The sequence below is a fragment of the Frankia sp. CeTa3Moorea genome, assembly GCF_978021225.1.
This window is the reverse complement of record NZ_CDXDOR010000269.1, coordinates 1-3,360: the sequence shown is the minus strand read 5'-3', so window position 1 is coordinate 3,360 and position 3,360 is coordinate 1. Positions and strand designations below refer to the sequence as shown.

Sequence of the window (3,360 nt, the reverse complement as noted above, 5' to 3'; positions counted from 1 at the left end):
GAAGGAAGCCGTGAACTTCATGTCGCGGTCACGGAGGAGGAACCGGAACCGGTGGCAACGCTCGTCGAGATCCATCAGCAGGTTTCGTGCCCGTTGTGTGACCCACGCCGAGGTCGGATGCTTCGTGACCCCGAGAACATGGACGTGGCGGGTGGCGTGTTCGACGACGAAGAACACGTAGATCCGCTGCAGGAACACGGTGTCCACCGTGAAGAAATCGCAGGCCAGCAGGCCGGATGCCTGCGCGGACAGGAACGTACGCCAAGAGGCGTCGGCTCGGCGGGGCGCGGGGTCGACGCCGGCGCGGTGCAGGATCCGCCAGACGGTGGCGACCCCGACCGGGTAGCCCAACCCGATCAGTTCTCCCTGGATCCTGCGGTGGCCCCAGGTCGGGTTCTCCCGCGCGAGGCGCAGGACCAGCTCGCGGATCTTCCGGCGGACCGGTGGCCGTCCGGGCGTCTTGCGCGGGTAGGTCCATTTTCGTGCGAGGAGTCCACGGTGCCAGCGCAGCACGGTGGCCGGGGTGACGAAGAACGAACCCCAGCGGGCCCGGGGTAGCAGCCGGGACAGGGCTGCGAGGATCACCCGATCCGCCGGTTCCAGGGCCGGGCGGTTCACCTGCCGGTGCAGCACCGCCACCTGATGCCGCAGGACGAGGAGCTCGACATCCTTCGCGGTGTCCCCACGGACCCGGAGCAGCATCAGCCCGAGAGCGTTGCGCGTCAGGGCGTAGAGCAGCGACCACACCATGACCATCCAGCCTGCCCGATGTAGGCCCTGTCCGGCAGGTAAACGCGCAGGTCACCGCTCGAATCGGGGTTCTGGAGCCCCACAGGTGGGCACGAGGATCCTCCTCGGCCCACTTCTGCCAAGAATTCGCACGGAGAGTAGTAGTCGACTCAACACGCGTGACATTCGCCGTGTGGCGCACTCCACATGCCGGACACTTCGCGGAGCGCCGGACGCAGTACGTGTAATGGAATCAGCCAGCGGCGGCGCGAAAGCTGGCGCGCGCCGGACGGTCATGTGTGGTGACCAGACCGTTCCCGGCGCCGTCCACTTGGCCCTGCACGGGCCAACGCAGGCACCGAGACCGGCGGACGGGAGACTGCACACCGGTCCCCATGCCCATTCGCCGACGACTCCGACATGCCACAGGCCCACCCGGACGGCTCAAGCGGCTCCGATGGTCAACGGACCGAGCAGGCCAGTGATCGACACAGATCTGCAGGATGAGCCCAGAATGAGCCCATATGCGATCTTCAAGTCCAGGTTTTCGATCTTTGCAACGGAGAAACCGCAGGTCGGGGGGCATGGATCTGCCTCAGGCAAGGACAGTGATCGCGCCGATCACTCGATTACAAGATTGGTGCGCTCCGTCCGTGGACATCGTCGACTCGTCCAGCACCGATCTTCGATAGCATGCCGCACTGCTGTCGGGGTGCGGCGAGCGGTCGCTAGGATCATGCATCGTGCAGGGCAAAATGGTTTTATTCGCGGCGATCGTCGGTGAACCTCGGCGTAGGGTCAGGCCCGCATCATGATTGTTGATCGGGCACGGGTGGCAGCGGCGCTTCCTGGCTACGAGATGGGTGACCAGATCGGTGCTGGCGCGTTCGGGTTGGTGCTGGCCGGCTGGCATCGCGGCCTGCAGCGTGATGTTGCGATCAAGGTGCTGGCCGCAGGGGGACAGGCCAGGCTGGCGGCCGGGTTCGCCGCCGAGGCGCGGATCCTCGCGGGCCTGGATCATCCGCACATCGTTCGGGTGTACGACTACGTCGAGGCCGACGAGCTGCGTCTGATCGTCATGGAGATGCTGGCCGGCGGGACCCTGACCCGCCGCCAGGCGGGCATGAGCCAGCAGGGGGCCTGTGCGGTCGGTCTGGCGGTGGCTGGGGCCCTGTCGTGTGCGCATTCCCGGAGTGTGCTGCATCGTGACATCAAACCTGACAATGTACTATTCGACACCACTGGTTTGTTGAAGGTAGCCGATTTCGGAATCGCGAAACTGGTGGGTGGGGTGGCGGCCACCGCGAACACGGTGATCGGGACACCGCTGTTCATGGCTCCCGAGCAGATCGCGGGGAGCCGGCTGGGGCCGGCCACAGATCTGTACGCGCTCGGGGTGATGCTGTATCTGCTGCTGGCCGGTACCGCGCCGTTCGATCCGCCCGCACAGGCGCCGTGGCGACACCACCTCGACCGCGGTATCCGGCCGCCCGCCGGGGTGCCTGCGCCGGTGGCAGAGGTGGTCCTGGGCGCGCTGGCCGAGGTCCCGGCGGACCGGCCGCCGTCCGCGCACGCGTTCGCGGTTGATCTCGCCCAGGCAGCCGCCAGCGCGTACGGCCCGGGGTGGATCGCCTCGTCGGGGATGTCGCTACAGCTCGACGGCGAGGTCCGCGCCGCCGCCGAACACCCAGCCGCGTCTACCCGGCAGCTGCCACCGCCCGCCGCCGACGGCGTATCATCTCCGCGTCCGGCGGGCAGCACTCCGCCGGACCGGGCAGCCAGCGGGAGCATCACCAGCCGCGGGCGTCACCCCCGGTCCCGTCCCCGGCCGGCCGCGCGGCCGCGTCACCGCCGCGCCGCCGCCCTCGTAGTGCTGCTTCTTCTCACCGTCGCCGGTACCGTCCTCATCACCAGCATGGCTCGCAGCGGGAATCCGCGCAAGCCCAGTGCCCGCCCACTAGGCCAACCCCTGGCTGCCCACACCGGTTGGGTGCGCTCGGTGGCGTTCTCCCCCGACGGCCGCACCCTGGCCAGCGGCAGCGAGGAGCGAACGATACGGCTGTGGGATGTCACCGACCCGACCGCCCCCCGCCCGCTCGGCGGGCCGCTGACCGGCCATACCGACGAGGTGGGCAAGGTGGCGTTCTCTCCGGATGGCCGCACCCTGGCCAGCGGCAGCAAGGACCGAACGATACGGCTGTGGGATGTCACCGACCCGACCGCCCCCCGCCCGCTCGGCCAGCCCCTAACCGGCCACACCGACACGGTGATGCCGGTGGCGTTCTCTCCGGATGGCCGCACCCTGGCCAGCGGCAGCAAGGACCGAACGATACGGCTGTGGGATGTCACCGACCGGTCCAACCCCCGCCCGCTCGGCCCGCCCCTAACCGCCCACACCGACTGGGTGTGGGCGGTGGCCTTCTCGTCGGATAAGCGAATCCTGGCCAGCAGCAGCGCCGACGGCACGATATGGCTGTGGAATGTGACCGACCGGTCCAACCCCCGCCCGCTCGGCCCGCCACTGACCGGCCATACCGGCGGCGTCTACACAGCGGCTTTCGCCCCAGACTCACGTACCCTGGCCAGCGGCGGCAAGGACAGCACGGTGCGGCTGTGGGATGTCACCGACCC

At 68.7% G+C, this 3,360-nt stretch carries 2 protein-coding genes; one reads left to right on the top strand and one right to left on the bottom strand.

Annotated features, from left to right (window positions below; all coding sequences use genetic code 11):
• Positions 1 to 750: transposase family protein (locus AC08OV_RS24120; protein ID WP_476620383.1), on the bottom strand; the 750-nt coding region annotated here is incomplete at its 3' end.
• A gap of 790 nt (positions 751 to 1,540) precedes the next feature.
• On the opposite strand from AC08OV_RS24120, the gene AC08OV_RS24115 reads away from it, so the two are divergent.
• The coding region (locus AC08OV_RS24115; protein ID WP_476620382.1) for a WD40 repeat domain-containing serine/threonine protein kinase at positions 1,541 to 3,360 on the top strand (1,820 nt) is incomplete at its 3' end.